Raw genomic sequence first — 24,882 nt, 5'->3', positions numbered from 1 at the left:
TGGGGCTACCCACCGGCCGGTCACCGGCAAGCGGATATCGGCCGCTGCGCGGTGGCCGGAAGTCGCCGTCTGGCACCTGAGCATGACGCTGTGTCATCCTCGAAGGCTGCGGGGTGGTACCGGCGAGAGGGGACGCTGGTGGAATTCCGATTACTGGGCACCGTCGAACTACGGTCCGGCCGGTGCGGCAGCGGGCTGCGCTCGGGCAAGGAACGCATCGTGCTGGCCGCGCTCGCACACGACGTCGGCAAGCCGGTCAGCATCGACACCCTGGCGCACCGCCTGTGGGACGACGCCCCGCCCCGGCGCGCGCGCCCCAACCTCTACACCTATGTCTCGCGGGTCCGCCGGGCCATCGCGGAGATCGGCGGGGAGGGGGCGCCGGTGGTGGCCGTCCGGGCCCGCACGTACACGCTGGAGGCGGACCCGGAGACGGTCGATCTGCGCCGCTATCTGCATCTGCTGGCGCGGGCCCGGGTGCTGGCCGACGGCGGGGACGCGCCCGGCGCCCTGAACCTGCTGGACCGGGCGGCGGCGCTGTGGCGCGGTGAGCCGCTGTCCGGGCTGACCGGGTCGTGGGCCGAGCACGTCCGCGCCACCGTCGCGGCCCGCCGGCTGGCCGCGGCCCTCACCCGCTCCGGCATCGAGCTGGCTCTGGGGCGGTTCGCCGACGCGGTCCCCGATCTGACGGCCCTGCTCGACCGGCATCCGGCCGACGAGTCGCTGACCGCGCACCTCGCGGTGGCCCTGTACGGCTGCGGCCGGACCGGGGAGGCCACCGAGGTGCTGCGCAGGACCGGCGGCCGGCTGCGCCGCGCTTTCGGCGCCGACCCCGGCTCCCGCCTGCGGAGCGTCCAGGAGGGCATCCTCAAGGGCGTACCGGCGGACGACCTGCTGGCGCCGCCCGCCACCGGCTCCGCCGCGTCCGCCGCGCCCGGTGCCGCGCCGGCCCCGGCGCCCCTGGTGCCCGACAACCTTCCGCGCGATGTGCCGTGGGTGGGCCGGAGCGAGGAGCTGCGCCGGCTGACCACGGCGCCGGACACGGCCGCCGGCGCGCCGGGCCGGGTGGTCGCGCTGGAAGCCATCGACGGGATGGGCGGCGTCGGCAAGACCTCGCTCGCCGTCCACGCCGCGCATCTGCTGCGGCACCGCTTCCCGGGCGGCCGGGTGCATCTGGACCTGCGGGCGCACGCGCCCTTCGAGCCGCCGCTGGAGCCGGCGGCGGCGCTCGGAACGCTCCTGCGCCGCTTCGGGATGCCGCCCGCCCGGATCGCCCACGAGCTGGAGGAACTCGTCGCCCAGTGGCGGGCGTTGCTCGCCGACCGGCGGGCCGTGATCATCCTCGACGACGCCACCGGCCCCGACCAGGTCCGGCCGCTGCTGCCCGGCGACTCGCCGTCCCTGGTCATCATCACCAGCCGGGTCCGGATGACCGGGCTGGCGGACGTCTGCCCGATCTCGCTGGGCGCGCTGACCACCGAGGACGCGATCGCCCTGCTGCGCGGGCGGCTGGGCGGCGGGCGCCCGGTGAGCGAGACGGCGGCCGCGGAGATCGTCCGGTTCTGCGGGCATCTCCCGCTGGCCGTGGACATGGTGGCCAGCCGCCTGAAGTCCCGTACGGCGTGGTCGGCGGCCGACCTCAGGGACCGGCTGGTGCGCGAGCCGGGCCGACTGGGCGAGATCCGGGACGCCACCGGCGACATCACCCGGACCTTCGACTTCTCCTGCCGCGGTCTCTCGCCGCGCCAGCGCCGTGCCTTCCGGCTCCTGGGACGGCACATCGGCTCGGAGTTCGGGGTGCCCGCCGCCGCGGCGCTGACCGGCCGGCCGGTGGACGACATCGAACGCGTCCTGGAGGAACTCCTCAATCTGCACCTGGTGATGGAACCGTCCCCGCACCGCTTCCGGCTGCACGATCTGCTGCGCTCCTACGCGGGCGGTCTGCCCGGCGAGGCGGCGGACGCCGGGGAGGACGAGGCGGCGGTCGGACGGCTGACCGACTTCTATCTGCACACCGCCGACCGGGCCGACCGGATGCTCCATCCGCACCGGACGCGGATCACCCTGGCACCCGCCGAGCCGCCGGCCGGGCTGCCGCAGTGGCCGGATCCGGCCGGTGCGCAGGAGTGGCTGCACACCGAGAAGCCCAATCTGCTGGCCGTCGCCGAATACGCCCGTTCGCGGGGCGACGCGCGGCGGGCGGCGCTGCTCGCGCACGTGCTGGGCGAGTATCTGGTGGCCGAGGGCCACTGGGCGCTGGCCCGGGAGCTGCACGAGGAGGCCGTCGGCCACTGGCGGGAGTGCGCGGACACCGCCGCCGAGGCGCGGGCGCTGCTCGACCTGACCACGGTGCTGGCGCGTGGTGGGGACTTCGAGCGGGCCATGGCCGGCGCCCACCGGGCGCTCGCCCTCGCCCGGCGGGGCCGGGATGCCGCGGCGGAGGCCGAGGCGCTGCACCAGCTCGCGGTCCCGCTGTGGCGCACCGCCCGCAACGGCGAGGCGCTGCCGCTCCAGCGTCAGGCCCTGATGCTGCGGATGCGGGGCGCGGACCGGCGCCAGCAGGCCCGCAGCCTGAACAACATGGGGATCACGCTGCTGCATCTGGGCAGCCACGCGGAGGCGCTCGGCTGCTTCCAGGACGCGTTGGCCCGCTTCCGGGAGGTCGGCGACCGGCGCGGGCAGTACCTCACACTCAACAACCTGGGCGAGGTCCAGCTTGCGCTGGGCGTGCCGGAGCGGGCGGGGCACGCCTTCCGGCAGGCCCTGGCCCTCGCCCTGTCGGCGGGCGACCGGGCCGACCAGGCGACGGTCCGGATGAATCTGGCCGGGGTGCTGACCACGTCGGGCGAGCTGGCGGAGGCGCTCGCCCTGCACCGGGAGGCGCTGGCGGCGCTGCGCGAGATCGGTGACCGGCACAACGAGGCGATCGCGCTGAACACGCTGGGCAGGACGCTGCGGGCGGCGGGCCGGGACGAGGAGGCGCTGGCCCACCACGAGGCGGCGGTGGCACTGGCGCGCCGGATCGGCACCGCCTTCGAGGAGACCCGGGCGCTGTGCGAACTGGGCCGTACGGAGCTGCGTACGGGGCGGGCCGGGCGGGCCGGGCGGCATCTGGAGGCGGCGCTGGCGGTGGCCCGGCGCATTCAGGCGCCGGGTGAGGTGGCCCGGGCGCTGGAGGCGCTGGCGGAGTCGCGGGAGGCGGAAGGGGAGAGCGAGGACGCGGACGTCCTGCGCCGGGAAGCCGCCGCGGTGCGGCGTTCGCTGGACTCCTCTGCCCCACAGTCCCCAGAAGCCTCACAACCCGACGGCGAACGAACGGAGAAGGGCAATTTTGAGCTCACTTTGATCGAAAGCGAACAGATCGACAAGGGTGCCTAGAGTAATCGCCCGAAGATCGAAAATTTTTCCTGCGAGAGGGTCCCCGCACAGGATCAAACGACTAGATTCAGCCGCCCGCGGCAAGATCGTTCAGCGGTCTTCCCCCACGTCGCGTTCCTGAAGCTCGTCGTTACCCCCCTGTGCCGAGAAAGGGGCCCCACGTGCCCAAGAACGTCGGATTCCTCGCGTCGATACTGACGGCCACGGCCGTCGTCAGCGGTTTGTTCCTTCCCCTCTCCGCCGACGCGACGGAACCCGAGCGAGCGATCACCGCCACCACGCAGGACGCTTGCATCCCCTACTGACCCGCACCACCCTCCGCCCCGCACGGCGGATCCACCTCCGCGGCCGCGCGCCTTTCCCCCGGTGCGCGGCCGCGGTGCTACCCATGGGCGGGTGGAATGGTTCTCGGATCCCGGCTACTGGCTCGGCCGGCTCGTCTTCCAGCGGATGCTGGCGGTCCTCTACGTGGTCGCGTTCGTCGCCGCGGCCCGGCAGTTCCGGGCGCTCATGGGCGCCGACGGCATGCTGCCGATCCCCCAGTACCTGGCGCGGGTGCCGTTCCGGGCCGCGCCGTCGGCCTTCCACGCGCACTACTCCGACCGCTTCTTCGCACTGTGGTCGTGGTGCGGGGCGCTGCTGGCGGCGGCCGTCGCGGCGGGGGCCGGGGACGCCGTCCCGCTGGGCGCGGCGATGGCGATGTGGGCCGTGCTGTGGGTGATGTACCTGTCGATCGTCAATGTGGGGCAGACCTGGTACAGCTTCGGATGGGAATCCCTCCTGCTGGAGTCCGGCCTGCTCGCCGTGTTCCTCGGCAACGCCGACACCGCGCCCCCGGTGCTGGTGCTGTGGCTGGTGCGCTGGCTGCTGTTCCGGGTGGAGTTCGGCGCCGGGCTGATCAAGATGCGGGGCGACGCCTGCTGGCGCGATCTGACCTGCCTGTACTACCACCACGAGACCCAGCCGATGCCGGGGCCGCTGAGCTGGTTCTTCCACCATCTGCCCAAACCGCTGCACCGCGTCGAGGTGGCCGCCAACCACGTCGCCCAACTCCTGCTGCCCGTCCTGCTGTTCGCTCCGCAGCCGGTGGCGGGCTGGGCGGCGTTCGCGATGGCCGTCACCCAACTGTGGCTGGTGCTGTCCGGCAACTTCGCCTGGCTGAACTGGCTGACCATCACCCTGGCGATGGCGCTCATCGCCCCGCCGTGGGGCCGTCCCTCGTCGCCGCCCGCCGCCGCCCCGGTGTGGTTCGAGGTCCTGGTGATCGCTTACACCGTGGTGGTCCTCGCGCTCAGTTACCGCCCGGCACGCAATCTCATGGCGCGTCAGCAGCTCATGAACACCTCCTACGACCCGCTGCACGTGGTCAATTCCTACGGCGCGTTCGGCAGCATCACCCGGGTCCGGCGGGAGATCGTCATCGAGGGGACGGCGGACGCGGTGACGGGGCCGGACACGACCTGGCGGGAGTACGAGTTCCACGGCAAGCCGGGTGACGTCCGGCGGCTGCCGCGCCAGTTCGCGCCCTACCACCTGCGCCTGGACTGGCTGATGTGGTTCGCGGCCCTCTCCCCGGCGTACGCGGGGGCGTGGTTCGGCCCGTTCGTCGAACGGCTGCTGGACAACGACCGCGACACGCTGCGGCTGCTGCGCGTCAACCCCTTCCCGGACGCGCCGCCCGCCCGGGTGCGCGCCCGCCTCTTCCGCTACCGCTTCACGACCTGGCGGGAACTGCGGGAGACCGGCGCGTGGTGGCATCGCGAAGAGGTGCGGTCCTTCCTTCCGCCGATGGCGCTCGCAACTCCGCGCGGAACGCGATGACCGTCTCGCGGGCGTGCCGCAGCCCGATCCGCTCGAAGTCGCGCTCCAGCGCGGCGAGTTCGGCGAGCGTCTCGTCCCGGTCGCGGCCCAGGCGGGCGCGGGCCTTGGCCAGCCCCAGCTTGGACAGGGCGATGCCGCGCGGCTCCCGCATGGCGCGGAACTCGTCCAGCGCCACGCGGTAGGCGGTGCACGCGTCCGTGTGGCGGCCGGCCCGGTAGAGGACGTTGCCGCGCATCTTGTGGTTGTAGGCGAGCGCGCCGGCCAGGTCCATCGCGCGGCAGATCTCCGCCGCCTCGGACAGCAGCGCGAGCGCCCGGTCCGGCTCCCCCTGGACGGAGAGGACGTCGGCTATCCCCCGCAGCGACCAGGCCCGCCCCCGCGCGTCGTCGGCCTCGGCGGCTATCCGGGCGGACTCCTCGAACAGCTCCAGCGCCTTGGCGTAGCCGCCGGTGTTGCGGTGCATCTGGGCGATCCCGGACATCGCCCAGACCATGTGCCGGGCCTCGCCGTGCGCCCGGGCCTGGGCGAGCAGCTCCTCGTGGAGGTCGGCGACCGCGGCGTAGTCGCCCTGTATGCGGCCGGTCTCGGCGAGACCGGCCAGGGCGTAGCCGTGGGCGAGGCGGTCGCCGCCGCGGTCGGCCAGCGCCACGGCGTGGGTGAGCAGGCGGCGGGCGAGCGGCAGCGTCCCGCACTGGCGGGCGAGGGTGCCGCCGCTCCACAGCGCCCAGGCCATGGCGCCGGCCTCGCCCGCGGTCCGTGCCGCGCGGTAACTCTCCCGCCAGGCCGCCCCGGCCTCCTCGGCCCGGCCCAGCCGCCGGTTTGCCTCGGCGACCGCGAGTGCGGCGCGCGCCCGTTCCAGCGCGGTGCCCGCACGGGAGCGGGCCCGGTCGGCCGTTGCCAGTACGTCCTCGTAGGAGGAGTTCACGCTCAGCGCCGCGCCCAGTTCGCCCTGGTATTCCGGGGCGAATGCCTTGCCGTACATATATTCGTGGCCTCTCGGTCATATCCCTGCCTTGATCAAGAAACTACGAGCCGGAAGGGGGTCGGCGAATCCGTCCGCGTATGGGTTGTGCCGTACGCCTGGAGTGCTACGGACGGGACGCCGGTCATCACCGGGACGTACGGCCGTCTCAGGGTCGGCTTCCCCGGCGCACCGCAGGTGACCTGGGAAAACGCCCGGCGGCCGATCCCTGGTCCTGACGGGCGTTCAGCGCGCGCGTACGGTGGCGCACGGCAGGCGGCCCCTGCTCGCGGAGCACCGACCTCGGAGGTGTGCATGAGCGCGGAACGGAACGGGCGACGGCCCGGGACGACGACGCCGGACGGCACCCGGCCCGGGCCGGATCGGAGGCTGGGCCGGCGGCGGCTGCTCGGGGCGGTCACCGTCGGGCTCGCCGGGACGGCCGGCGCCGCACTGCTGGCCACCAGGGACGCGGCTCCCCCGCCGGCCGGAGACCGCGGACACCAGCAGGAACGCCGGGACCACGGCCGCCTCCCGCAACGGGACCGGCCGCTGTTCCTGGGGACCTACACCTCCGCCGAGGGCGGCGGCGACGGCGTGGGACTGGGCACCTACGACCCGGCGACCGGCCGGATCACCGCCACCGGAGTCGTGTCGGGCGTCGCCGATCCCTCCTATCTGGCGCTCGCCCCCTCCGGCCGGACGCTCTACGCGGTCGACGAGCGGGAGCGGGGCGCGGTGACGGCCCTCGCCCTCGGGCCGGGCGCTCCACGGGTGCTGGGCAGCCGGCCCACCGGCGGCGCCGGGCCGTGCCATCTGTCGGTGCATCCCGGCGGGCGGTGGCTGCTGAGCGCCAACTACCTCTCCGGCAGCGTGGCCGTGCACCCGATCGGGCGGCACGGCGCGTTGGGCGCGCGTACGGACCTGGTGGTCCATGACGCGCCGCCGCCCGGCCCCGGTCAGGACGGGCCGCACGCCCATCAGATCCTGACCGCCCCGGACGGCCGCCACGTCCTCGCCGTGGACCTCGGCAACGACACCGTCTACACCTACCGGCTGGAGACGACCGCCGGAAAGCTGACGGAGGTCTCGCGGGCGGCACTGCGGCCCGGCGCCGGGCCCCGGCATCTGACCTTCCACCCTTCGGGCGCCTTCGCCTATCTGGCGAACGAGGTCGACAACACCGTGGTCGTCTGCGGTTACCACCCCCGCAGCGGACGGCTGACGCCCGGCGAGCCGCAGTCCACCGGGACCGGCACCGGCCCCGGCACCAGCTATCCGGCGCAATTCCTGGTCACGCGGGACGGCCGCTTCGCGTATCTCGCCAACCGGGGCCACAACAGCCTCACCCGTTACGCGGTGGAGGCGCGCGGGGCGCGGCTGCGACTGCTGGCCACCGTCCCGGTGGGCGGTGACTTCCCCCGGCACCTCGCGTTCTCCCCGGACGGCCGGCTGCTGTTCGCGGCCAACCAGAGGTCGGGCTCGGTGACGGTGTTCTCGGTGGACGCGCGGACCGGTGCGCTGACCAGGAGCGGCGAGCCGTTCGCGGCGCCCGTCCCGGTCTGCGTGCTGCCCCTGTGATCCGCGTCGGCGGCCGAGGGGCCGGCGGGAAAACGGCGGCGACGGCGCCGGAGAAATGGCTGGTTGACGTCGGCCGGCGGCAGAGCCTTGAGCGTCGGGGTGGCCGTCAGCCTCCGCCCGTGGCCGGGGCCACGTACTCCCGTAGCAGTGCCCGCAGTTCGGCCTCGAAGGTGTCGTAGCGGGTGCGGAGTTCGCCGCCCGGCCAGTTGGGGGGCAGCAGCGGGTCGGGCAGCAGCGGGTCGGCCAGGAGATGGCGCAGGGCCGCCGCCGCGATGGTGAAGCGGTCGGCGAGGGTGTCGGCGCGGTCCAGGGCCGCCGTCAGGGCGCGGGCGTGCCGGGACCAGCCGGCCAGATCCCACAGGCGGCCGGCGAGCGCGGCCGGATCGGCGTCCGGCGTGGCGGTGAACCAGGTGCACTGGCCGGTGACGACGGCCGGCCGGGGCCGGTCGAGGTTGGCCGGGCGCAGCCAACTGCCCTCGCGGAGTTCGGCCAGGCGGAGCGCCGCCATGGCCTGGCGCAGGGCGGTGCGCTCGGCGGCCGGGCGGCGTTCGGCCGTGGTGACCATGGCGACTTCCCAGTCCCCGTGCCAGGGCCGGGTGCGCGGCGAGCGGCTCTCGTCCTGGCGGGCCTGGCGCTCCAGGAGGCGGGCGGTGAGGGCGTAGCAGCCGTCGCTCTGCGCCAGGTCGCCGGAGGCGACCATCCGGGACAGCGCGACGCGGACGGTGCCCTCGGCGATGGAGAAGAGTTCGCCGACGCGTACGAGGGCGCGGGCGGGCAGCCGTGGCGGGTGGTGTCCGAGGAGGGTGCTCAGGACGATCGAGCGGGCGGTGAGCGGGCGCGGTACGAGCGTGCCGGCATCACGGGAGGCGTCCGCGCGGCCGTCGGGGCGGCCGGGGGACGGGCCGCCGGAGCGGCCGGCGGTGTCGTCGCAGTCGTTGTTCATGGGTGTCCGGAATTCTAGTCAGCGCGCCCGGCGCGGGCATTACAGTCTTTCCACACGCGTTCCGAGTCTGTAACGTCCGGCGTATGACCGTCACCCATGAAGTCGTGAATCAGGCTCCGCCGCTCACCGGGTTCAGCACGGCGGACGAACCGGCCCTGCTGGAGGCCCTGCGCCGGGAGGGCGCAAGCTGGGGCGAGCCGGAGGTGGCCGCGCTGGGCGCGCTGGCCGGTTCGCCGGCGGTGCAGGAGCGGGCCCGCTGGGTGGAGGAGCAGCCACCGCGGCTGCGCACCCACGACCGGTTCGGCCACCGCGTGGACGAGGTCGAGTTCCACCCGGCGTGGCACGAGCTGATGACCGTCGCGGTGGAGCACGGCCTGCACGCCGCGCCCTGGGCCGACGACCGTCCGGGGGCGCATCTGGTGCGCGCCGCGAAGTTCTACGTCTGGTCGCAGGCCGAGGCCGGACACGGCTGTCCGGTCTCGATGACGTACGCCGCCGTCCCCGCACTGCGGGCCGCCCCGGACCTCGCCGCGCGCTACGAGCCGCTGCTGGCCGCGCGCCGTTACGACTTCGGGCTGCGGGCGCCGCTGACCAAGTCCGGCCTGATCGCGGGCATGTCGATGACGGAGAAGCAGGGCGGCAGCGATGTGCGGGCGAACACCACACGCGCGGTGCCGGCCGGCGACGGCACGTACCGGATCACCGGCCACAAGTGGTTCACCTCGGCGCCCATGAGCGATGTGTTCCTGGTCCTGGCGCAGACCGAGGAGGGCCTGACCTGCTTCCTGCTGCCGAGGGTGCTGCCGGACGGCACCCGCAACGGCATGCGGCTGATGCGGCTCAAGGACAAGCTGGGCAACCGCTCGAACGCCTCCTCGGAGATCGAGTACGACCGGGCGGTGGCCTGGCCGGTCGGCGAGCCGGGGCGCGGGGTGCGCACCATCGTCGAGATGGTGAACATGACCCGGCTGGACTGCGTGCTCGGCTCCGCGGCCGGTATGCGGGCCGGGCTGCGGCAGGCGCTCCACCACACCGCCCACCGGCGGGCGTTCGGGCGGCCCTTGGACCGGCAGCCGCTGATGCGCTCGGTGCTCGCCGATCTCGCCATCGAGTCGGAGGCGGCGACGCTGCTCGGCATGCGGCTCGCGGCGGCGGTGGACCGGGCGCACGCCGGGGACGCCGGGGAGGCGGCACTGCGCCGGGTGGCGCTGGCGGCCGGCAAGTACTGGGTCTGCAAGCGGGGCAGTGGCCACGCCGCGGAGGCGCTGGAGTGCCTGGGCGGCAACGGCTACGTCGAGGAGTCCGGCATGCCCCGGCTGTACCGGGAGGCGCCGCTGCTGTCGATCTGGGAGGGCTCGGGGAACGTCGCGGCGCTCGACGTACTGCGGGCACTGGGCAAGGAACCCGCCGCGCTGGACGCGTTCTTCGCCGAGGTGGACACCACCGCCGGCGCGGACCGGCACCTGGACGCGGCGGTGGCGGGGGTCCGCGCGCTGCTCGGTGCGCTGGACGACCCGGAGGGGGCACAACTGATGGCGCGGACGCTGGCGGAGCGGATGGCGCTGGTGCTCCAGGGATCGCTGCTGGTGCGCCACAGCCCCGCGGCGGTCGCCGACGCCTTCTGTGCCTCGCGGCTCGGCGGGGAGTGGGGGCACGCCTTCGGCACGCTGCCACCCGGCGCCGATCTGGCGGCGATCCTGGAGCGGGCCCGGCCGGGGGCGCCGGGCGCGGAAGGCGCCGGGGCCGGAGCCACAGCCGGGGCGGGGGCCTGATGTCCGTACGGGTGGAGCGGGCCGGGCCGGTGACGACGGTGGTGCTGTCCCGGCCGGAGGTGCGCAACGCCGTGGACGGTGCCACGGCGGCGCGGCTGGCCGACGCCTTCCGCGCGTTCGAGGCCGACGCGGAGGCGAGCGTCGCGGTGCTGTGGGGCGAGGGCGGCACGTTCTGCGCCGGCGCCGACCTCAAGGCGATCGGCACCGAGCGGGGCAACCGGGTCACGCCGGACGGCGACGGGCCGATGGGACCGACGCGGATGCGGCTGAGCAAGCCGGTGATCGCGGCGGTCGCCGGGCATGCCGTCGCGGGCGGACTGGAGTTGGCGCTCTGGTGCGACCTGCGGGTCGTGGAGGAGGACGCGGTGTTCGGCGTGTTCTGCCGGCGGTGGGGCGTACCGCTCATCGACGGCGGCACGGTGCGGCTGCCGCGGCTGATCGGGGCGAGCCGGGCGCGGGACCTGGTACTGACCGGGCGGCCGGTGGCGGCGGCCGAGGCCCGGGACATCGGGCTGGCCCACCGCGTCGTACCGACCGGCACGGCTCGGGGCGCGGCGGAGGAGCTGGCGGCGGAACTCGCCGGCCTGCCCCAGGAGTGCCTGCGCAGCGACCGGGCCTCGCTGCTGGACCAGGAGGGCCGCTCCGAGGAAGCCGCGATGGCCACCGAACTGCGGCACGGCCAGGGCGTGTTGACGCAAGCCCTGGAGGGCGCGGCGCGCTTCGCGGCGGGAGCGGGACGGCACGGGGAACCGGCTCGCTGAACGGGAAGCCGAGGAGGCGGGGAGCGGGGGCGGTGGCGGCGGGGCGCCGTTCTGTCGTGCCGCCGTGCCGCCGTGGTGAGCGTTCGAAAGAGGGACGAGCGAACGATCGTTTGGATCGTTTGACGCACACCTCTTGAGCGTTTGGCGCGCGCTCCGGTTTCATACGGGCACGCCGCACACGGGCCCGCCGAGCCTCGACGCTCCCCGCCGCCCGCCCTCCTGGCCACGGAGACCCCATGACGCGACCATGGTCCCGCCGTTCCCTCCTCCGCACGGCCGGCGGGGCCTCCCTCGCCGCCGACCCGACCGGCACGCGGGCCGCCGCCCGGACCCGAACCCCCGCGCCCGCCGACGACTTCGCCGCGCTGCGCCGCACCTGGCGCGAGCTGCTCCTCGGGACGGGCTTCTCGCCCACCGCCCAGCCGTTCAAGGACCGCCTCGCCGCCCTCGGCCGCAGCGCCCGGCAGTTGCTCTCGGCGATGCAGCCCGCCGAGGGCTCGCTCTGGCCCGACGCGGTGTACGCCGACCCGGAGCCGGACACCGACCCCGAGTCGTACGGCTTCTCCGGCCGAATCCAGACCAGTTACGCCCGGCTGCTGACCATGGCGCAGGCGTACGCGCAGCCCGGCACCGGGCTCACCGGCGACGACGGTCTCGCCACGGCCCTGCTGACCGGCCTGGACCACCTCCACACCCAGGTCTACAACGAGCGCACCACCAGATACGGCAACTGGTACCACTGGCAGATCGGCGCCCCGCAGGCACTCCTGGACCTCTGCGTACTGCTCCACGACGTCCTGCCGGCGGAGCGCACCGCCCGCTATCTGGCGGCGATCGACCATTTCGTCCCGGACTCGGCGGTCGGCTCGCACACCGGCACCAGCACGGGCGCCAACCGGGTGGACCTGTGCCGCGTGCTGGCGCTGCGCGGCGTCGTCGGGGAGAGGGCCGGCAAGGTGGCGCTGGCGCGCGACGCCCTGACCCCCGTCTTCCCGTACGTCACCTCGGGCGACGGCATCTACGCCGACGGTTCGGTCGTCCAGCACACGTGGGTGCCCTACACCGGGTCCTACGGCGCCGTGCTGATCGACGGCCTGAGCAAGCTGTTCGCGCTGCTCGGCAGCTCGCCCTGGGCGGTCACCGACCCCAAGCGGCAGTTGTTCCTCGACGCGGTCGAGCACGCCTACGCGCCGTTCCTCTTCAACGGCCTGATGATGGACGGCGTCTCGGGCCGGGCGGTCAGCCGGGGCGTCTCCGCCGCCGACCCGGAGAAGACGCAGGCCAGTGACCACCTGCGCGGACATCCGGTCATCGCCTCGATCCTGCTGCTCGGCGAGGGCGCGAGTGCGGCGGAACGGGCCCGCTGGCGGGGCCTGGCCAAGGGGTGGTGCCGGCGCGACACCTACTCCCCCGTGATGAGCGATCCGAGCCTTTCGATCGCCGCGCTCGCACGGATCGCGGAGGTCCTGGACGACGCGTCGGTGCGGCCCGTCCCGGAGCCGTCCGGGCACCGGCAGTTCCCCGGGATGGACCGCGTGGTGCACCGCCGCCCAAGCTGGGCCGCCGCCCTCTCGATGGCCTCCCGGCGCATCACGTACTACGAGAACGGCAACGGCGAGAACGTCCGTGGCTGGCACACCGGCGCGGGCATGCTCTATTGGTGGGGCGCGGACTTCGCCAACGGCCAGTACAGCGACGCCTTCTGGCCCACCGTCGATCCGCTGCGCCTGCCCGGCACCACCGTCTCCCGCAAGCCGCTCGCCGACGGGGAGGGCGGCACCTGGGGCGCGGCCCGGCCCGACGTGTCCTGGGTGGGCGGCAGTCAGGCGGGCCGCTACGCCTCCGCCGGCCAGTACCTCAAGGGCCTCTCCAGCACCCTGGTGGCGAAGAAGTCCTGGTTCTTCCTCGACGACGCGGTGGTCTGCCTCGGGGCCGGCATCACCGCGCGGGATGAGCGAACGATCGAAACGATCGTCGACAACCGCAACCTGGGGGCTTCGGGCGACGCGTCCCTGCTGGTGGACGGACGCCTCCAGCCGGCCTCGACGCCCTGGTCGGCGACGCTGCCCGGCGCCCGCTGGGCGCACATCGAAGGACACGCCGGATACGTCTTCCCCGGCGGGACAACCCTCACCGCGCGGCGCGAGGCCCGCTCGGGCGCCTGGCGGGACATCAACGCCGGCGGCTCCCCCGAACCGGTCGAGCGCCGCTATCTGACCCTGCTCACCGAGCACGGCACCACTCCCTCCGGCGCCGGCTACCGCTACCTCCTCATGCCCGGCGCGAGCCCGGCCCGTACCGCGGCCCGGGCGGCGGACCCCACCTGGCTGCGGTCGCTCGCCAACTCCTCGGAGCTCCAGGGGATCTCGGTGCCCTCGCTCGGATTCACCGGGATCACCTTCTGGTTCGCCGGCACGGCCGGACCGTTCAGCGCGGACGCCCCGGCGAGCGTGACGGTGCACGAGCGGTCCGACGGCACGGCCGTCCTCGCCGTCAGCGACCCGATGCGCGCCCGCACCTCGCTCACCCTGACCTGGGACCGGCCGGTCGCCGCGGTGCTCACCAGGCCCCCGACGCTCCGCTCCGCGGCCACCGGGAAAACCCTCACCCTGGTCTTCGGCGACCTGACGGGAACGGGCGGGCTCAGCCAGAACGTCACCGTACGGCTCGGCTGAGACCCGCGGCGGCGCTCCCCGTCAGCCCCTCCCCCCTCACCTCACACCACCGCTCCGCCGGGGTGCGGAAAACTCTTTCTTGAACACGTTCAATTTCGCGCGTACTGTCGACCGCGTACCGCACGGCAGGTCACGAAAGGGGGGCGTGGTGACCGTATTGGTCCACCTCATCGTCATGCTCGGGATGTTCGTGGTGATCCCGCTGGGGATCTCGCTCATCGGGGACGGGCCCGGCCTCGCCCGCGTCCGGCGGGTCTGGCCGCTCGCCGCCCTCGCGGGCTCCGTCGCGCTGTGGCTGCCGCGCGGCCCGGCCGCCACCGCGTGCGCCGTCCTCTACGCGACGGCCACCGTGGCCCTCGCCGCCCAGGCCCCGCTACGGCTCGCCCGTACGCGCTCTCTGGCGCCGCCCGAGATCGCCCTGCTGACGGCCCTGGCCACCCCGTCCGTGGCGGGGATCGCCCTGGTCGCCGAACGCGCCGGGCTTCCGCTGTTCGGCTTCGACCTCGACATCCTGGCGCTGACCGTGCCGCACTTCCACTTCGCCGGGTTCGCCGCCGCACTGATCGCGGGCCTGGTGTGCCGCGGCGCCGGCGGCGGACCGGCGGGAGGGGTCGCGGCGCTCAGCGTGCCGGCCGGCACGCTGCTGGTGCTCGCCGGATACTTCGTCGATGACTGGGCCGAACTCGCCGGGGCGCTGGTGCTGACCATCGGCATGTGGCTCGTCGGGCTGCTGACCTGGCGCGACATCAGGGCCGACGGACCGGACCGCACCACCCGCGCGCTGCTCGCCTGCTCCGCCGCGGTCCTCGTCGCGACGATGCTGCTCGCGCTGAGCTGGGCGCTGGGCGAGGCGACGGGCCTGCCGCACCCCACCCTGGCCTGGATGGCCGCCACCCACGGCCTGGGCAACGCGCTCGGCTTCGCCCTGTGCGCCCTGCTCGCCCAGCGCCGCCTACGCGCCGCCGCCCCGGAACCACTACCGGCCACCGCCCCGGAAGCCGCCGCGACGACCGCCGCCACCCCACCCCTCCTCCCCACCCTCAAGGAGCGCACCGCATGAAGGACCTCAGCTACCCCGAAGCGGGCGGCACACGGCGTACCCCGCTGCCGCCCGGCTACCACCACCTCCACGAGGAGGTGCCGATCGGCCGCGGCCGCGAGGCGCTGGCGGCGGCCGGCGAGGCGATCACCACCTTCCTGATGCACCGCGCGGCGGGCGCCCACGTCCGCGCCGACGCACCGCGGGCCGCACCGGGGCTGGCCGTCGAGGTGGCGATGGGCATCGGTCCGCTGTGGCTGCGGGCTCCGTGCCGGGTGGTGTGGACCGTGGACGAGGAGGACCGGGCCGGCTTCGCGTACGGCACCCGGGAAGGCCATCCCGAGTGCGGTGAGGAGTCCTTCGTGGCGGAGCTGCGCGCCGACGGCTCGGTCTGGCTGACCGTCACCGCCTTCAGCCGCCCGGCCCGGCTCTCCACCCGCCTCGCCGGCCCCCTCGTCCCCTTCCTGCAACGCCGCTACGCCCGCCATCTGGGCCGGTCGCTGCGCCGCCTGGTCAGCCGCCCCAGGACCGGGCGCGGCGCGCCCTGATCTCCATACGTCCACCTCGCGTTCATCACTTCGTCACCTTCACCCCTGCCGATCATGAGAGAAACCAGGCATGTGTGAGGACGAACTGATACCGCCACAGGCGGACATGACGGAAGAACAGTGGCTGCGGGACGGCTCGCGAAGGGCGGCCGGCGCGCCGCCGACACCCACGACGGGACGTGTCCCGCACTTCGTGAACCGGCGGACGCTGCTGGGTGGCGCGGTGGCCGGTGCGGCCCTCGCGGTCCTGCCCGCCGGCTCCCGCGGTACCGCGTACGCCGCGCCGCGCGGGGGCGGCGCCGGCGCGTTCCCCTTTCCCGAACACCCCAATGGAGCGGGCGAGTTCGCCGTTCTCGTGACCGGCGACGCGGGCACCGGGGACGAGGCGCAGTACGCGGTGGCGGCCGCCGCCCGGGACGTCTGCCGGGCCGAGGGCATCGGTCTGGCCGTCGGCCTCGGCGACAACATCTACGAGAACGGCCCCGAGTCCGACCACGACTCGGAGTTCCAGGACAAGTTCGAAAAGCCCAACAGCGGTATCGACGTGCCCTGGCTGATGGTGCTGGGCAACCACGACTGCTCGGGCCTGATCCCCGGCAGCGGCGGCGACCCCTCCCGAGGGGACCGCGAGGTCGCCTACGCCGCGACCTCCCGGCGCTGGTACATGCCCGGCCGCTACTACAGCGTGCCGCTGCCGGCGGCCGATCCGCTGGTGGAGTTCTTCGCCCTCGACACCATTCCGTGGTCGTCGTACGTCATGCAGCTCGACCCGCACTACCGCTGGGACGGTCCATACATGCGCGCCCAGCGCGAATGGCTCGACGGTGCGCTGCGCGCCTCGCAGGCCCGCTGGAAGGTCGTGATCGGCCACCATCCGTATCTGAACAACGGCAAGCACGGCAGCGCCGGTTCCTACGACGGTTTCGAGTTCGGCCACTACACCAGCGGTGTGCACCTGAAGGAGATGTACGAGGAGGTGGTGTGCGGGCGGGCCGACCTGATCCTGTCCGGGCACGACCACACGCTCCAGGTGCTGGAGCCGACGGCCCGTACGGGCGGCACCCGGCAGGTGGTGTGCGGCGCCTCGGCCAAGACGGAGGACGGCAAGGCGCACTTCGGGCACCCCGCCGCCTGGCAGAACTTCTCCGACCACGGCTTCATGGTGCTGAAGGTGTCGGGCGCGCACCTGACCATCGACGCGTACACGGTCGATGTCGCCACGCGCAAGGCCACGTTGGCGCACCGGACGCGGACCACGACGCCGGTCACCGCCGGGGCCCGGGCTCACGCCTGACGCGGACGAGCCGTCCCCGCACCGGCACGCCGCCCGGGACGGCTCAGGGCCGGCCGCCCCAGGTGAAGGTGGCCGAGGCGCCGGCCGGCAGGCGGTAGGAGAAGTGCCGGCCGGCCCAGTTGACGCGCGCGGTGCGGGCGGTGCCGGTGGCGTTGTGGGCGATGAGCGCCCTGGACCCGTCGGGGTTGCGCCACGCCACGTTGGGCAGGGTGGCCGAGGCCGTGGAGGCGATGCGGCGGGCGCCGGGCCGGACGAACTTGGTCAGGTGGCCCATCGTGTAGAACTCGATGGTGCGGTCGACCCGGCCGTGCCGCCCGTCACCGTTGTGCACGGTGATCAGGCCGGTGCAGGTGGCGCAGCCGCCGTGGTGCGGGCCGCCGTTCTGGTCCACCGCGAGGGACCATTTGACCCAGGAGCGGCCCCAGTTGCGGGTGTAGTCGATGAGGTCGCGCATGTCCGCCTCATGCTGGTTGGCGGTCTTGCGGTCCCCGGAGTGCTCGGTGTCGTACAGGGCGAGGCCGGGATAGCGGTGGTGCACGCGGCTCTGCTCGGCGACGTCGCCCCGGTAGCCGTGCCAGGCCACACCGCCGAAGTTGGGGTGGCGGCGCACGGCCGGGTCGTCGACGACGGGCCTGGCGAAACGGGCGTAGGTGTCCCAGTTCCAGTCCAGCGCGAGGACCTTGGTGGGCAGCCGGGCCTTCCTCAGGGCGGGCAGCAGGTCGTTCTTGGTGAAGTAGGCGAGGCCGGAGGGGTTCCAGCGCATGGAGGGGTAACCGGAGCAGCAGGTCGGCTCGTTCTGGGCGGTGACGTAGGCGACGGGCACCCCCCGGTCGCGGTAGGCGCGGAGGTACTTCACGAAGTAGCGGGCGTAGGTGCCGTAGAACTCGGCGCGCAGCCGGCCCTGGTCGAGGCTGCCGTTGTCCTTCATCCAGGCGGGGGCGCTCCACGGGGAGGCCATGACGGTGAGGGCCGGGTTGAGCCGCCGGGCCCGGGCGGTGAGCGGCAGGACGTCGGCGAGGTCGTGCGCGACGGTGAAGCGGCGCAGCCGCGGATCGGTGTGTCCGGGAGGCAGGTCGTCGTAGGTGTAGTCGTGGCGGGCGAGGTCGGAGGCGCCCATCGGGTTGCGCAGGAAGCTCAGGCCGATGCCCCGGCGGGGGTCGAAGAGCCGGGTCATCGTCGCGTCGCGGGTGGCGTCGCTCAGTGCGCCGCTGCTGTTGAGCAGCCAGGCGGCGGTGTCGGTGAAGGAGGCGCCGCCGCCCTCGAAGGTCTGGTAGGTCCTCGACCCGTCGACGGTGATCCCGGCGCCGGTGCCCGGGCGCAGGGTGCGGGGCTTTTGCGGCTGGAGGCCCCTGGTGACGTGCCGGCCGCCGGGGTCGGAGGTGGTGGTGAGGTGGACGCGCACGGTGGCCGGGGCGGCGGCACGCGGGCTCGTGGGTGGTCCGGTGTCCAGGCACACGGGCAGGAGGGCGGCGAGCGCCCCGATCGCGCCGATCGCGGCCCGGCGGGCTCTGCGGGATGTCATGGGCTCCACCTGTCGTCGGACCATCGTTGAGGAATTGAGCGGGCCACGTCAAGAGCCCCTTTGGTGGTCCGGCGGTGGTGGTGTGGTGGTCCGGCCCGGTGGAACACCGGGAATGCGGCGGTGCCCGGCCCCGCCTAGGGTGGGCGCATGGTCGCGTTCGGGTCGACACCGGCCCCGGTCAGCGGCCCGCTGCCGGGGGCGCGGGCCGGATGACCCAGCGGCCCGGCCCGCCGGAGGAGAGGTACGACCCGCGCGCCGACCGGGTGACGCGACGGGTCCAGGAGGACGTGCCGGGCGTCTCGCACCACGAACCCATCGGCCTGCGTCGGCGGCTCTCCCTCAACCGCATGGGTACCTTCGACTGGGACCTGGACACCGGGTTCATGAACCTGGACGCCGGCGCGCTGGACGTCTTCGACCTGCGCCCGGACGAATACGACGGCGCGCCCCTGTCGCTGGTCGCGCGGGTGCCCCCGGAGGAGGGCGCGCGGCTGGACACGGCGATCTCGGAGGCCCTCCAGGACGGCGACTCCTCCTACGGCGCGTATTTCCGCGTCCGGTGCCGTGACGGGACCCCTCGGTGGACGCACTCCCAGGGCCGGATCCTGCACGACGACAAGGGCCGGCCGTACCGGGTCATCGGCATCGTCCGGGAAGCGTCCAGCGAGCTGGCCGACTCGGCGCTGCTGCGCTCGCTCCAGGAGGAGCGGCAGCGGCAGACGGTGATGGTGCAGCAGACCACGACGGCGCTGTCCCGTGCGCTGTCCGTCGCGGACGTGACGCGGGTGCTCACCGGCCCCGGCGGCGCCCGCCGGTTCGGCGCCGACGCCCTCGTCCTCGGACTGGTCCACGGCGAACGCTTCGAAGTGATCGCCGCCGCCGGACTGGCCGGCGAGATCCCCCAGGACATGATGACCTCGCGGCTGGACGACACCCTGCCGCTGTCCTACGCGGTCCTCTCCCGGCGCCCCGCCTTCCTCAGCAACCGGGCCCAGCTCATCGCCGACTACCCGCGGCTGCGCCCCTACACCGAACTGCTCCCGGCGGGCAGCGCGGCCTTCTTGCCGCTGGTCGCGCAGGACACCGTCATCGGGTCGCTCGGCCTGTTCAACGTCGCGGCCTCCGTGCAGTCCACGGAGGCCAGGAACCTGGCGCTGGCGCTGGCCGGCGTCGTCGCGCAGTCGCTCCAGCGGGCCACCCTCTTCGACCAGGAGCGGGAGTTCGCCACCGGGCTCCAGGCGACGATGCTGCCGCGCCGGCTGCCGCCCATCGCCGGCGGCGAGGTCGTGGTGCGCTACCACCCGGCGAGCGTCGGCCGGGACATCGGCGGTGACTGGTACGACGTCATCGCGCTGCCCCAGGGGCGGACCGGCCTGGTCGTGGGCGACGTCCAGGGCCACGACACCCACGCCACGGCCGTGATGGGCCAGCTCCGCATCGCCCTGCGCGCCTACGCCGGGGAGGGCCACTCGCCGGAGACCGTGCTGGTACGGGCCTCCCGGTTCCTGGCCGAGCTGGAGACGGAGCGCTTCGCGACCTGTACGTACATCCAGGCCGACCTGGAATCGGGGGTGCTGCACGTCGCGCGGGCGGGCCATCTCGGCCCGCTGATCGGCGACAGTTCCCGGCACGTCGACTGGCCGGAAGTCGCCGGCGGGCTGCCGCTGGGGCTGGCCACCGTGTTCGGCCGCGACCACTTCCCCGAGAGCCAGCTCTTCCTGGAGCCGGGGTCGACCCTGCTGCTGTGCACCGACGGCCTGGTGGAACAGCCGGGCCGGGACATCTCGGCGGGCATCGACGCGCTGTCGGCGGAGGTACGGGCCGGGCCCGGGGACCTCGACGCGCTCGCCGACCAGCTCTCGGACCACCTGTGGGCCGATCCCGGCTCGGAGGACGACATGGCGCTGTTGCTGCTGCACCGGCTGCCCGGCACCGGGCCCGCCGCCCCGCCGAGGCTGCGGCTGCACGTCCACCAGGCCGACCCGGCCGGGGCGGCGGAGGTCCGTTCGGCGCTGCGCCGGACGCTGGACCAGTGGCGGTCCGGGGCCGTCACCCACGACGTGGAGATCGCCACCGCCGAGCTGATCGCCAACGCGCTCACGCACACCGAGAGCGGCGCCCTGGTGTCGGTCGAGCTGCTGCCCGGCCCGCCGCGGCGGATCCGGCTGGAGGTCGAGGACCGCTCCAGCCGGTGGCCGCGGCGGCGCAGCCCCGGCGAGACGGCCACCTCGGGGCGTGGGCTGATGCTCGTGGAGGCGCTGGCGGACCGGTGGGGCGCGGAGCCGCGGGGCGCCGGAAAGGCCGTGTGGTGCGAGTTCCTCCTGCCGGGCGGGAAGCCGGAGGCGGCAGGGGCCGGAGAGGGGAAGGCCCGGCCGGGCGGGAGGGTCCGGTCCGGCGGGACGGGTGCCGCCGGGCCCGGCTGATCGCCGACGGCCCTCGGGCGCGCGCGGGGGCCGAGCCGGCCAACCTGGCCGCCGGCCGACTCGACGTGACCGGACCGTACACCCTGGCGGCGGCCGGGAAAACCGCTCCGGCGCGCGCGCCCGCCACGGCGCCGTACGGGGCGCTCGCCGGCGCCTTCGCGGGCGCCGGCGGGCAGCTCAGTCCTCCGGCCCGTACCAGAGCGTGGTCGGATTGCAGAACTCGCGGATGCCGTGTCCGGCGAGTTCCCGGCCGTAGCCGGAACGCTTCGCGCCGCCGAACGGCAGGCCCGGGTGGGAGGCCGTCATGCCGTTGAAGAACACCCCGCCGGCCTGAAGGTCCCGGGCCAGGCGCTCCTGCTCGTCCGCGTCCCGGGTCCAGGCGTTGGAACTGAGCCCGAACGGCGAGTCATTGGCCAGCGTCACCGCCTCGTCCACGTCCGCGACGCGGTAGAGCGTGGCGACCGGGCCGAACGCCTCCTCCTTGTGGATGCGCATGGCGGGGGTGATGCCGGAGAGCACCGTCGGCTCGTAGAACCAGCCCGCCGGGCGGTCCGGCGGGCGCCGGCCGCCGCACAGCGCGGTCGCGCCCTGGTGCACGGCGTCGTCGACCAGTTCCTCCAGGCCGGAGCGGCCCTGCTCGCTGGCCAGCGGCCCGACGTCGGTGGTCTCCTCCATCGGGTCGCCGACGGTCAGCGCGGCCATCGCCTCGGTGAAGCGGGCGGCGAACGTGTCGTAGACGTCGGTGTGGACGATGAACCGCTTGGCCGCGATGCAGGACTGGCCGTTGTTCTGCACCCGGGCGGTCACGGCGGTGCGGACGGCCTTGTCCAGGTCGGCCGAGGGCAGGACGACGTAGGGGTCGCTGCCGCCGAGTTCGAGCACCGTCTTCTTGATCTCGTCACCGGCGATGGCGGCGACCGAACGGCCCGCGGGCTCGCTGCCGGTCAGCGTGGCAGCCGCGATCCGGGGGTCGCGCAGGATGTCCTCCACGGCGCCGGAGCCGATCAGCAGGGTCTCGAAGCAGCCCTCCGGGTAGCCGGCCCGGCGGAAGAGTTCCTCCAGGTACAGCGCGGTCTGGGGGACGTTCGAGGCGTGCTTGAGCAGTCCGGTGTTGCCCGCCATCAGGGCGGGCGCGATGAACCGTACGACCTGCCAGAGGGGGAAGTTCCAGGGCATGACGGCGAGGATGGTGCCCAGCGGGCGGTAGCGCACGAGGGCCCGCGCCGCGCCGGAGTCCCGGACGTCGGCGGGGTCGGGCCGTTCGTCGGCGAGGAGTTCCTCGGCGTGGGTGGCGTACCAGCGCATGGCCTTGACGCATTTGGCGGCCTCGGCGCGGGCCGCGACCAGCGTTTTGCCCATCTCGGTGGTCATCGTGCGGGCGATGGAGTCCTGGTCGGCCTCCAGCAGGTCCGCCGCCGCGAGCAGCAGTTCAGCCCGGCGGGCGAACGACGTCGTGCGGTGTTCCTGGAACGCCTGCTCCGCCCTGACCAGGCGGTCTTCGATCTCGCCCGCGTTGTGCGCGTCGAAGGTCTTGAGCGTCTCGCCGGTGGCCGGGTTGACCGTGGCGATGGCCATGGTCAGCACCTCCTTGGTGGTGCGGCTGGTGATGCTTGCTGTGCGGGCCGGTCTCCTAGAGCGGCGCCGGTGCCGGTTCCGGGGCCGGGTCGGGTTCCACCGGGCGGGGCACCGGGGACGGGCCCGGCCCGGTCGGTACCGGCTCGGGCGGCGGCGGTGCCGGCGGCCCGGGGAGCGGTTCCGGGACCGGAGCGGGAACGGTTCCTGCCGGGCCGGGCGCCGAGAGCGGATCCCGGTCGTGATCGCGCGTGCGGGCACTGCGGGTCGGTGGTTGCCGCTGCACTACGAGCCTCCAGAGTGAGACGGCTGGCGGGTCGGCGGGCCTGGCGGCCGGCCTTCGGGCACATCAGCCCCCGTACCCGAGTCTCGCCGGTCCATGGCCCCGGCGCACGACGGATTACCGGCGGTCGGCCTCCCGGGCCCGGCGCCGGCCCGGTGACCTGTTCGGGCGAGCCGCGGCGGGCCGTGCGGCCGCCGGCTCCCGGCCATGGTGATGATGGTGCGGCGATGACGATGAGGACGCGGACGACGCGGACGACGCGCGGGTGGCGGCGAACGGGGCCGGCGGCCTGCGCGGCGCTGCTCGCGCTCGCCGCGGCGGCTTCCGCACCGGCCCTGCCGGCCCCCGCCGCCCGCGTACCGCTCCCCTCCCGGATGGCCGACACCGGCGGCGGCGACCAGCTCCTCACCGCGCGGGCGGCCGGTACCGGTTCCACGACGGGCACGGTGACCTGGTGGGAACGCCGCGACGGCCGTTGGCGGCAGGCCGGTTCGGCGCCGGCCCGCTTCGGGTCCGGCGGCCTGGCAGAGGGCGGCACCCGCCGCCAGGAAACCGCGACCACGCCCACGGGGCTGTACGACCTGCCGTTCGCCTTCGGCACCGGCCCGGCGCGCACCTCGGCCCCCTACCGCCGGGTCGGCGCCGACTCCTGGTGGTGCCAGGACAACGCCTCCGCCTCCTACAACCGCTGGGTGGAGCCGCGGCCCGGGGACTGCGCGGCCACCGAGGCGGAGCACCTGGCGGACTACCCGGTCCAGTACCGCCGGGCGCTGGTCATCGGCTTCAACTACCACCGCCCGGTGCGCGGCCGCGGCGCCGGGATCTTCCTCCACGTCAACGGCGAGGGCGCGACGACCGGTTGCGTGTCCGTACCGGCCCGGGCGATGGCACGGATCCTGGCGTGGGTACGGCCGTCGCGGAGACCGCATCTCGCCATCGGCACGGCGGGCGGGCCCACGGCGCTCACCCGTTACTGACCCTCACGGCCGCGGATCGCGCGCGTCGTAGCGGGCGAAGGCGCGGCGGCCCAGGCCCAGCGCGGTCACCACCAGGACGCAGGCGAGGCCGCCGCCGATCACCGCGGTGGCCGGGGAGGTCAGGTCGGCCGTCGTGCCGGCGAGGAAGTCGCCCAGGCGCGGTCCGCCCGCGACGACCACGATGAAGACGCCCTGGAGCCGGCCGCGCATCGCGTCCGGTGTCGCGGCCTGGAGCATGGTGCTGCGGAAGACCATCGAGACGGTGTCGGCGCAGCCGGCCAGGGCCAGGAAGAACAGTCCGAGCCACAGGTTCCGGGAGAGCCCGAAGCAGGCGATGGCCGCGCCCCAGGACGCCACCGCGAGCAGGATGGCCAGGCCATGCCGGCGGATCCCGCCGAGCCAGCCGGAGAACAGGCCGCCCAGGACGGCGCCCACCGCGGGCGCCGCGACCAGCAGGCCGACGGTTTTGGCGTCGCCGCCGAACCACAGGACGGCGACGGCGGGGAACAGCGCCCGCGGCTGGGCGAGCACCATCGCGGCCAGGTCGGAGAAGAACGTCATCCGCAGATTGGGCCGGGTGGCCAGAAATCGCAGTCCGTCCAGGACGGAGGCGCGGCGCCGCGGCCCCTCGCCCCTCTCGGGCCGCATCGACGGCAGCCGCCACATCGCGTACAGCGAGCCGCTGAAGGCCGCCACGTCGATCAGGTAGGCGGCCTGGTAGCCCCACAGTCCGACGATGACACCGCCCAGCATCGGCCCGCCCATCCACCCCAGGTTGCTGGTCAGCGAGTTGAGCGCGTTGGCGGCCGGCAGGTGTTCGGTGGGCAGCAGCCGGGGGATCATCGACGAGCGGGCCGGGGAGTTCATCGCGAAGCAGACGGCCTGGAGCGCGACGACGCTGTAGAGCAGCCACACCCGGTGGTAGCCGGCCAGCGCGGCGGTGGCCAGGACGACGGACATCACGGTCGCGCCGAAGGCGCTGAACAGGCCCAGTCGGCGGCGGTCCACGGTGTCGGCGATGGCGCCGCCGTAGAGGCCGAAGACGACCAGCGGCACCAGGGAGCACAGGCCCACCAGGCCGACCGAGAAGGTGGAGCCGGTGATGGCGTACACCTGGAGCGAGACCGCGAGGGCGGTCATCTGCTGGCCCATCCAGGAGACGGTGTTGCCGCACCACAGGCGGCGGTAGTCGGCGGAGACGCGCAGCGGGGTGAGGTCGGCGAATATGCGGGACCGCCGCGCGGTTTCGCCCGTTTCGGAAGTCGCTGTAGGAGGCACGCGGAAGTAAAGCACGGCGCGGAGAAGTCGATCACGGCAGGGCGGGAGCGGACC

Annotated in this window: 17 protein-coding genes; 12 read left to right on the top strand and 5 right to left on the bottom strand. The window is 74.3% G+C overall.

The window, feature by feature from the left end; all coding sequences use genetic code 11:
* Nucleotides 1-138 precede the first annotated feature (138 nt).
* The 3 genes from ACZ45Z_RS02055 (at nt 139) to ACZ45Z_RS02045 (ending at nt 5,199) form a co-directional block, all read left to right on the top strand.
* Nucleotides 139-3,378, top strand: a complete 3,240-nt coding sequence (locus tag ACZ45Z_RS02055) for an AfsR/SARP family transcriptional regulator (protein WP_468354522.1) — start codon at nt 139-141, stop codon at nt 3,376-3,378.
* 161 nt (nt 3,379-3,539) lie between these two features.
* Complete coding sequence (locus ACZ45Z_RS02050; protein ID WP_468354519.1) at nt 3,540-3,683, top strand: hypothetical protein; 144 nt, start codon at nt 3,540-3,542, stop codon at nt 3,681-3,683.
* A gap of 91 nt (nt 3,684-3,774) precedes the next feature.
* Nucleotides 3,775-5,199, top strand: coding sequence for a lipase maturation factor family protein (locus ACZ45Z_RS02045; protein WP_468354516.1), 1,425 nt, complete (start codon nt 3,775-3,777; stop codon nt 5,197-5,199).
* Here ACZ45Z_RS02045 and ACZ45Z_RS02040 read toward each other — a convergent pair.
* Nucleotides 5,093-6,181: a tetratricopeptide repeat protein gene (locus tag ACZ45Z_RS02040; RefSeq protein WP_468354513.1), complete on the bottom strand. Its 1,089-nt coding sequence runs from the start codon at nt 6,179-6,181 to the stop codon at nt 5,093-5,095. The genes ACZ45Z_RS02045 and ACZ45Z_RS02040 overlap by 107 nt on opposite strands.
* Before the next feature lie 294 nt (nt 6,182-6,475).
* Here ACZ45Z_RS02040 and ACZ45Z_RS02035 point away from each other — a divergent pair, with 294 nt between their 5' ends.
* Nucleotides 6,476-7,741 (top strand): lactonase family protein, encoded by a 1,266-nt coding sequence (locus ACZ45Z_RS02035; RefSeq protein ID WP_468354510.1) that lies wholly within the window; start codon nt 6,476-6,478, stop codon nt 7,739-7,741.
* 106 nt (nt 7,742-7,847) lie between these two features.
* Here the strand turns inward: ACZ45Z_RS02035 and ACZ45Z_RS02030 are convergent, their stop codons facing one another.
* Complete coding sequence (locus ACZ45Z_RS02030; protein ID WP_468354507.1) at nt 7,848-8,684, bottom strand: PaaX family transcriptional regulator C-terminal domain-containing protein; 837 nt, start codon at nt 8,682-8,684, stop codon at nt 7,848-7,850.
* Between the two features lie 83 nt (nt 8,685-8,767).
* On the opposite strand from ACZ45Z_RS02030, the gene ACZ45Z_RS02025 reads away from it, so the two are divergent.
* The 6 genes from ACZ45Z_RS02025 to ACZ45Z_RS02000 all read left to right on the top strand — a co-directional run bounded on the left by ACZ45Z_RS02025 (nt 8,768) and on the right by ACZ45Z_RS02000 (nt 16,773).
* Nucleotides 8,768-10,456: an acyl-CoA dehydrogenase family protein gene (locus ACZ45Z_RS02025; RefSeq protein ID WP_468354504.1), complete on the top strand. Its 1,689-nt coding sequence runs from the start codon at nt 8,768-8,770 to the stop codon at nt 10,454-10,456.
* Entirely contained in the window at nt 10,456-11,217 is a 762-nt protein-coding gene (locus tag ACZ45Z_RS02020) for a crotonase/enoyl-CoA hydratase family protein (RefSeq protein WP_468354502.1), read from the top strand. The genes ACZ45Z_RS02025 and ACZ45Z_RS02020 overlap by 1 nt, the downstream gene beginning before the upstream one ends.
* Before the next feature lie 236 nt (nt 11,218-11,453).
* Nucleotides 11,454-13,892, top strand: coding sequence for a polysaccharide lyase 8 family protein (locus ACZ45Z_RS02015; RefSeq protein WP_468354499.1), 2,439 nt, complete (start codon nt 11,454-11,456; stop codon nt 13,890-13,892).
* A 148-nt stretch (nt 13,893-14,040) separates the two neighbouring features.
* Nucleotides 14,041-14,952 carry a YndJ family protein gene (locus tag ACZ45Z_RS02010; RefSeq protein ID WP_468354496.1) on the top strand — a complete coding sequence of 304 codons (912 nt, stop codon included), beginning with the start codon at nt 14,041-14,043 and terminating at the stop codon, nt 14,950-14,952.
* Nucleotides 14,949-15,479, top strand: a complete 531-nt coding sequence (locus tag ACZ45Z_RS02005) for a DUF1990 family protein (RefSeq protein WP_468354493.1) — start codon at nt 14,949-14,951, stop codon at nt 15,477-15,479. The genes ACZ45Z_RS02010 and ACZ45Z_RS02005 overlap by 4 nt, the downstream gene beginning before the upstream one ends.
* A gap of 70 nt (nt 15,480-15,549) precedes the next feature.
* Nucleotides 15,550-16,773, top strand: a complete 1,224-nt coding sequence (locus ACZ45Z_RS02000) for a metallophosphoesterase (RefSeq protein ID WP_468354491.1) — start codon at nt 15,550-15,552, stop codon at nt 16,771-16,773.
* A gap of 43 nt (nt 16,774-16,816) precedes the next feature.
* Here ACZ45Z_RS02000 and ACZ45Z_RS01995 read toward each other — a convergent pair whose 3' ends face one another.
* On the bottom strand, nt 16,817-18,295 hold the full coding sequence (locus ACZ45Z_RS01995) for a glycoside hydrolase family 30 protein (RefSeq protein WP_468354488.1): 1,479 nt from the start codon (nt 18,293-18,295) through the stop codon (nt 16,817-16,819).
* A gap of 209 nt (nt 18,296-18,504) precedes the next feature.
* Between ACZ45Z_RS01995 and ACZ45Z_RS01990 the strand changes: the two genes are divergently transcribed.
* Nucleotides 18,505-20,718: a SpoIIE family protein phosphatase gene (locus tag ACZ45Z_RS01990; RefSeq protein ID WP_468354485.1), complete on the top strand. Its 2,214-nt coding sequence runs from the start codon at nt 18,505-18,507 to the stop codon at nt 20,716-20,718.
* A gap of 177 nt (nt 20,719-20,895) precedes the next feature.
* Here ACZ45Z_RS01990 and ACZ45Z_RS01985 read toward each other — a convergent pair whose 3' ends face one another.
* A complete protein-coding gene (locus ACZ45Z_RS01985; RefSeq protein ID WP_468354482.1) occupies nt 20,896-22,293 on the bottom strand; it encodes an NADP-dependent succinic semialdehyde dehydrogenase in 1,398 nt (465 codons plus the stop codon).
* Between the two features lie 513 nt (nt 22,294-22,806).
* Between ACZ45Z_RS01985 and ACZ45Z_RS01980 the strand changes: the two genes are divergently transcribed.
* Nucleotides 22,807-23,550: a hypothetical protein gene (locus tag ACZ45Z_RS01980; protein ID WP_468355538.1), complete on the top strand. Its 744-nt coding sequence runs from the start codon at nt 22,807-22,809 to the stop codon at nt 23,548-23,550.
* A 3-nt stretch (nt 23,551-23,553) separates the two neighbouring features.
* Here the strand turns inward: ACZ45Z_RS01980 and ACZ45Z_RS01975 are convergent, their stop codons facing one another.
* Complete coding sequence (locus ACZ45Z_RS01975; RefSeq protein WP_468354479.1) at nt 23,554-24,828, bottom strand: MFS transporter; 1,275 nt, start codon at nt 24,826-24,828, stop codon at nt 23,554-23,556.
* Nucleotides 24,829-24,882 lie beyond the last annotated feature (54 nt).

Source organism: Streptomyces sp. NPDC031210, assembly GCF_055570395.1.
The sequence above is the reverse complement of the archived record's forward strand: the minus strand, read 5'-3'. Positions and strand labels throughout refer to the sequence as shown.

Bases quoted from the DNA above. Each gene is read 5' to 3' on its own strand.
- ACZ45Z_RS02040 (WP_468354513.1), bottom strand. From the start codon at position 6,181: ATGTACGGCAAGGCATTCGCCCCGGAATACCAGGGCGAACTGGGCGCG.
- ACZ45Z_RS02035 (WP_468354510.1), top strand. From the start codon at position 6,476: ATGAGCGCGGAACGGAACGGGCGACGGCCCGGGACGACGACGCCGGAC.
- ACZ45Z_RS02030 (WP_468354507.1), bottom strand. From the start codon at position 8,684: ATGAACAACGACTGCGACGACACCGCCGGCCGCTCCGGCGGCCCGTCC.
- ACZ45Z_RS02025 (WP_468354504.1), top strand. From the start codon at position 8,768: ATGACCGTCACCCATGAAGTCGTGAATCAGGCTCCGCCGCTCACCGGG.
- ACZ45Z_RS02020 (WP_468354502.1), top strand. From the start codon at position 10,456: ATGTCCGTACGGGTGGAGCGGGCCGGGCCGGTGACGACGGTGGTGCTG.
- ACZ45Z_RS02015 (WP_468354499.1), top strand. From the start codon at position 11,454: ATGACGCGACCATGGTCCCGCCGTTCCCTCCTCCGCACGGCCGGCGGG.
- ACZ45Z_RS02005 (WP_468354493.1), top strand. From the start codon at position 14,949: ATGAAGGACCTCAGCTACCCCGAAGCGGGCGGCACACGGCGTACCCCG.
- ACZ45Z_RS02000 (WP_468354491.1), top strand. From the start codon at position 15,550: ATGTGTGAGGACGAACTGATACCGCCACAGGCGGACATGACGGAAGAA.
- ACZ45Z_RS01995 (WP_468354488.1), bottom strand. From the start codon at position 18,295: ATGACATCCCGCAGAGCCCGCCGGGCCGCGATCGGCGCGATCGGGGCG.
- ACZ45Z_RS01990 (WP_468354485.1), top strand. From the start codon at position 18,505: ATGACCCAGCGGCCCGGCCCGCCGGAGGAGAGGTACGACCCGCGCGCC.
- ACZ45Z_RS01985 (WP_468354482.1), bottom strand. From the start codon at position 22,293: ATGGCCATCGCCACGGTCAACCCGGCCACCGGCGAGACGCTCAAGACC.
- ACZ45Z_RS01980 (WP_468355538.1), top strand. From the start codon at position 22,807: ATGAGGACGCGGACGACGCGGACGACGCGCGGGTGGCGGCGAACGGGG.